Here is a 5,613-nt window from a genome sequence, read left to right as displayed (position 1 = left end):
CACTGGGCCGGATCGGGCGCGCCGCCGGCCGCGGCGAGCAGCGTCGGCAGCCAGTCCATGCTGATCGCGACCTGGTCCGTCGTCTTGCCGGCGCCAAGGCGGCGCGGCCAGCGGACGATCGCGGGCACGCGGATGCCGCCTTCCAGCAGTTCCGTCTTCTGGCCGCTGAACGGCCACGTCTTCGAGAAGCGCTCGCCGCCATTGTCGCTCGTGAAGATGACGATCGTGTCGTCGGCAAGGCCCTTGTGCCGTAGCGCGTCGAGCACGCGGCCGATCGCGGTGTCGAGCCCCGTCACCATCTTGCCGTACGTGACCAGGTCGCCGCCGTCGTAGTGGAAGATGTTGCCGATGTCGCGCGACACGGCTTCGTCGCCCGGACCTTCCCACGGCCAGTGCGGCGCCGTGAAGTGCAGCGACAGGAAGAACGGCTGCTTCCCATCCTGTTGGCCGATGTATTCCGTGGCGCGATCCGCGAGCAGGTCGGTGTAATAGCCGACCTTGTGCACCGGGACTTCGCCTTCGTACAGGTCTTCCGGCACCTCGGGGCCGACGCCCGGCTTGTGCGTGAAGTAGTCGATGGCGCCGCCGTAGTTGCCGAAGAAGATGTCGTAGCCGCTCTTGAGGGGACCGAACACGGGCAGGTAGCCCAGGTGCCACTTGCCGAACAGCGCGGTGCGGTAGCCCGCCTGCTTCAGCAGCGACGGCAGCGTGGGGTGCTGCGGCGGCAGGCCGATGGTCTTCGACGCCCCGGCGATCGGTTCTTCCAGTCCGCCGCGCAGGCGGTACTGGTAGCGGCCCGTGATCAGGCCGAAACGCGTGGCGGAGCACACGGCGGAATTGGCGTAGGCCTGCGTGAAGCGCACGCCCTGCGCGGCCAGGCGGTCGAGGTTCGGCGTGGTGAAATCCGTGTTGCCGTAGACGCCCAGGTCGGCGTAACCCAGGTCGTCCGCGAGGATGAAGACGATGTTCGGCTGCTGGCCCTTGCGGTCGGCCGCGAACAGTGCCTGCGGGGCGAGGGCGAGGGCGAGGGCGGGGAGGCCCTTGATGACGGCGCGGCGTTTCTGGTCGGTTTTGCTCATGATGGTTCCTTGCCTAGAAATCGAGACGGGCCGTCGCGCCGATCGTGCGCGGCGTGCCGATGACGGCGTTGTACGAGCCGAACGTGCCGTTCCACATGCTCGTGTAGTACTGGCGGTCGAACAGGTTGCGGGCCCACAGCTGCACGTCCCACGCGTGCTCGCCGTTCGAGCGCACGCCGGCGGACAGGTTGGCGAGGCCGTACGCCGGGATGCGCGAATACTTCGACGCGTCCAGTGTGCCGTAGGTCGACGAGCGGTACGACACGTTGCCGTTCACATAGGCGCGCCACGTGTCATCCAGCGGAAGCTCCCAGCGCGCGCCCACGTTCGCGGTGCGGCGCGGCGCGTTGACGAGGGCGTCGCGGCCGGACAAATCGCACGACACGGCACTCACTTCCGGTGCGCACGGCGCATTCTTGTACGTCAGGTAGCGCGGGTCGTTGAACGACACGTTCGCCTGGATGTGCAGGGTACGGACGGGAATCGCGAGGACCTCGAACTCGATGCCGCGGGTGCGCACGTCACCGGCGTTCGTCAGGTACGACGTCCGTGTCGCCGGGTCGTAGGCATTGCTCTGGTAGCCGTGGACGACGGTCGCGAACAGGTTCGCGTTCAGTTGCAGGCGACGGTTCAGCAGCGTGCTTTTCACACCCAGTTCGGCCGCGTTGGCGCGTTCGGCGCCGACCAGCAGCGACGCCGCGCCGGCCGCGCCGGGCACCTGCAGGTTGATGCCGCCGGACTTCTCGCCGTGCGACAGGCTGGCGTACAACAGGACGTCGTCCCACGCCTTGTAGCCGGCCGAGAGCAGCGCGCTGGGGCTGGACTGGTGCAGCGCCAGCGGACCGGAATCGTAGGCGCCGTAGCGCGCGTTGCGCACGGTAAGGGCAGGGCCGGTGGCCGTCGGGCCGACGGGCGCGTACCGGATCACGCGCACGCGCTTGTCCTCGTACGTGCCGCGCAGGCCGGCCGTCAGGTCCCAGCGCTCGGTCGCATGCCATGTGGCCTGGCCGAACAGCGCGTAGCTGTTGACGCGCAGCGTGCCCGGCGAGTTGCTTGTGACGTCGTTCCACGCGCCGACCGGATTGCCGTTGAAGCGGTCGGCGAGGGGACCGTTGACGGTGAACGCGTTGTTCTCCAGCTCCTGGTAGTAATAGTAGGCACCGGCGACCGTGTCGACCGCGCCCGGGCTGCTTCCCCAGCGCAGCTCCTGCGTGAACTGGCGGTGCTGCGCGGACTGGCCCACGTTCAAGGTTACCGGCACGTCGAGGCCGTCGTCGTTGTGCGGCACGAAGTTCCAGGTGCGCCACGCGCTGATCGAGGTGATGCGGCTGGCGTTGGCGAGGTTCCAGTTGGCTTCCGCCGACACGCCGCCCTGGTGCACGTTCACGTGCGAGCCGTTGTCGAGGGTGACCGCACGATCTTCCGGATCCGTGACAGGATGCCCGCCGACGAGGGCCGCCTGCGCGAGATACTTGCCCGTCGCGCCGGCGTTATAGAAAATCAGCGTGCCGTTGTTCGAGTCTTCCTCGTTGTAGTCGGCGATGACGCGCAGGCTGAAGTCCTTGCCTGGTTCATACAGGGCCTGTGCGCGCAGGCCCTGGCGCAGGCCGCCCTGCACGCGGGTGCCGTTGTAGCGGTTGCGGATATAGCCGTCGTCCTGCGTGCGGTACACGGACAGGCGCGCCGCCAGGGCGTCCGTCACGGGACGGTTCAGCACCAGCTTGCCCTGCACGTAGCCGTAGCTGCCGGCCGAGATTTCCGCCTGCGATTCCACGTCGTGCGATGGCTTGCGCGACGAGATGTTCACGACGCCTGCCGTCGTGTTCTTGCCGAACAGCGTGCCCTGCGGACCGCGCAGCAGTTCCAGTTGTTCGATGTCGAGCGCGTCGAACGCAGCCATGCCGGGGCGGGCGAGGTAGACGTTGTCGAGGTACAGGCCCACGCTGCCTTCCAGGCCGTCGCTGGCGGGGTTGTTGCCGAGACCACGCACCGCAAAGCTCATCTGGCGGGCGTGGACGTAGTTGATCGTCGTGCTGGGCAGCAGTTGCTGCAGGTCCTGGGCGCGGTAGACGCGGTTCGCTTCCAGCTCGTCGCCGTTCAGAACCGTCATCGGCGTCGGCACGCTCTGCGCGCTTTCGACGCGGCGGCGGGTGGAGACGAGCACCGTCTGGATCGTGTCGGACAGCGGTTGCGTGGCGGCGGGATCGGGACCCGCATCGGCGGCGGCGAGCACCGGCGCGACGGCGGCATTCGGCCCCGGGTTTGGTCCCGATTCCTGCGCCCACACGCATCCGGCGCACATCATCATGGCCGCCGCCGCGATGGTGGTGCGTGAAACGGCCGGCGCGTCGTGGCGCCTGGTCTTGTGCTGAGCTGCGGATGCGTAAAACACGTAGTTCTCCTTGAACGTCATGAAAATCGGGATGAGCGAAGCCGCCGCGGCGCGCGGGGGTACGCGCCGCAGGCGTTACAAAAAAATGAAAGGGGTTAGCGCGTGCTGGCGACGGTGTCGAGCGGACGCTCGCTGCGCGGCGTACCGGCCGGCACCCAGTCGTACGGCACGGGCTGGGCGCGATAGACCCAGTTCGTGCGCACCGTGCGTCCGCTGCCGCCGACGGCGGAATCGCCGTAGAACGGGCTGACGTATTCCCACACGATCTCGCCCTGCGGCGTGACCTGGAAGACCCGGCCGTTCATGCCTTCGTCGATGAGGGTGTTCCCGTTCGGCAGGCGGCGCGCGCTGCTGATGAAGGCGCTGTAGAAGCTCCACTGCGTCTGCTTCGAGTCCACCGCGGTGTACTCCCACACGATCTCTTGCTTGACCGGGTCGATCTCCAGCACGCGCGAGTGCGGGAAGATGCCGGGGCTGACGATCGGGTAGCCGGCCTCGCCCTGGTTGTCGAACACGATCAGGTTGCCGGCGCCGGGCAGGCCGGGCGCGATCAGGTGCGGGTCGTGCTGGCCGATCAGCTGGTCGACGGGCCGCGGCAGCTTGCCGCCCGTGGGCGCGAAATCGGGGCCGAGGCGCCACACGACCTTGCCCGTCTTCCTGTCGATGATGGCGACGATGTTCGCCTGGCGCGAACTGATGATCACGTTGTCCGGCGCGAAGCGCGCGTCGCCGCCGTCGAACCATTTGTTCGGGCCCAGCGCGCGGGCGCTGTTCGTGTGCAGGTAGTCGACCGCCTTGGCGCCTTCGCGCGGCGCGGCGTTGCGCAGCTGGTCGAGCGCGGCTTTCGAAAAGCCGAATTCGCCGAGGTGGTCGGACGCCGTCCAGCGCCACACGATCTTCCCTTGCGGGTCGACTTCGTACAGCACGTCGTCCAGCACCCGCGGCGCCTTGAAACCCTTCACGTCATGCACGAGGTTCGCCAGCACGAGCGTGTTGCCGTTGGACAGACGCTCCCAGTCGTGGTGCTGCTTCGCCGCGCCGCCCGCACTTGGGCTGACGTCGGCATTCGTGTTCGTGTCGGCGCCGCCGTATGCCGCCTGCGCGGCCGCGCCCCAGCGCCAGACGACCTTGCCGTCCCAATCCAGCTCGCCGATCGCGGTATTGCCGAGGCCATTCCCCGCGGTCTGCACGCCCGGCAGCTGCGCCAGTTGCAGCAGCACGCGGCCGCGCGCGCCGCCGGCTTTGGACGGTTCCACCAGCACGGGCGGAAAGCCTTCCTGCGCCCACTGGTGGACCTCGTTGCCGTTCATGTCGATCAGGTGCGTCTTCTTGTCCTGGCCCGAGAACAGCACGTAGCCGTTCCACGCCTTCTGCGGTTCGTAGCGGGTGACGCCCGTCGGGAACACGCTGGGCGCGGCGAAGGCGGCCGCCACCGGCAACATGCACAGGGCCAGCAGGGCGCACGTTTGCAGGCGGCGTGCCTGGTGCTGTCGTTGTCGGAGGCGGGCCAGGCGGCGCTTGGTGTTGGCGGTCATGACGTCCCTTTCGTTATGGATGAGTCGAAACATCTTACGAAGGGAAGGCCCGATGCAGAACGAATATGTTGACATATCCATATCCCGGCGAGCGTTCTAACGATATGCGGTTTTTGTAGCAGTCCGCTGCCGCGGAGCCAACAATCTGGTGCATAAGGTTCTGTTCGCGTTAAGGCGACGAACGATCAGCACGTTCATGATCTTATCCCTTGCTTAAGGGATACGGCAGGTGTCGGGTTGGGCGCGTTCATGCGCACACGGCAACCCTACACCGACCGGTCGTCCAGTACTTTTTCGGAATTGTTCCGGAAGCGCGCCACGAACGCGACCAGTTGCTTCGAATGGTAGCCCTGCGCCAGCGCGTCCAGGCGGTTCGCGAACGGCGCATAGGCCGGATCGAGCCCACGCAGGTAGGCGGCCCGCTCGCGGATCTTGCGCATGTTGCCGATCTGCGCCAGCTGCCACAGCGCCTCGATCTCGTCGGCCGGCGGGACGGCCAGCGCGGCATCCTCGCCGCCCTCGGGCGCCGGGTGTCCGGTGATCCACTGCAGCGCCAGCAGCCTGCCGATGGTGCGCAGCAGGAGGTCGTGGTCGACCGGCTTGGCGA

Annotated in this window: 3 protein-coding genes and 1 pseudogene; all 4 read right to left on the bottom strand. The window is 67.5% G+C overall.

What is annotated here, in order from left to right:
• Positions 1–1,079 (bottom strand): sulfatase-like hydrolase/transferase (locus tag ACEN88_RS23035; protein WP_413343372.1); only part of this gene is annotated, 1,079 nt, incomplete at its 3' end.
• 13 nt (positions 1,080–1,092) lie between these two features.
• The gene (locus ACEN88_RS23030; RefSeq protein WP_413343371.1) at positions 1,093–3,471 is read right to left on the bottom strand and encodes a TonB-dependent receptor; all 2,379 of its coding nucleotides are present in this window, start codon (positions 3,469–3,471) and stop codon (positions 1,093–1,095) included.
• A gap of 95 nt (positions 3,472–3,566) precedes the next feature.
• Complete coding sequence (locus tag ACEN88_RS23025; protein ID WP_413343369.1) at positions 3,567–5,006, bottom strand: arylsulfotransferase family protein; 1,440 nt, start codon at positions 5,004–5,006, stop codon at positions 3,567–3,569.
• Between the two features lie 266 nt (positions 5,007–5,272).
• Positions 5,273–5,613 (bottom strand): annotated as a pseudogene (locus ACEN88_RS23020) (hypothetical protein); the annotation flags it as partial.

Origin of the sequence: Massilia sp. CT11-108, assembly GCF_047302915.1 — a bacterium.
GTDB lineage: Bacteria > Pseudomonadota > Gammaproteobacteria > Burkholderiales > Burkholderiaceae_D > Telluria > Telluria orientalis.
This window is presented reverse-complemented; position numbering and strand designations above follow the sequence as displayed.

Excerpts from the sequence above, each read along its gene's own strand:
- ACEN88_RS23025 (WP_413343369.1), bottom strand. The coding sequence starts at position 5,006 with ATGACCGCCAACACCAAGCGCCGCCTGGCCCGCCTCCGACAACGACAG.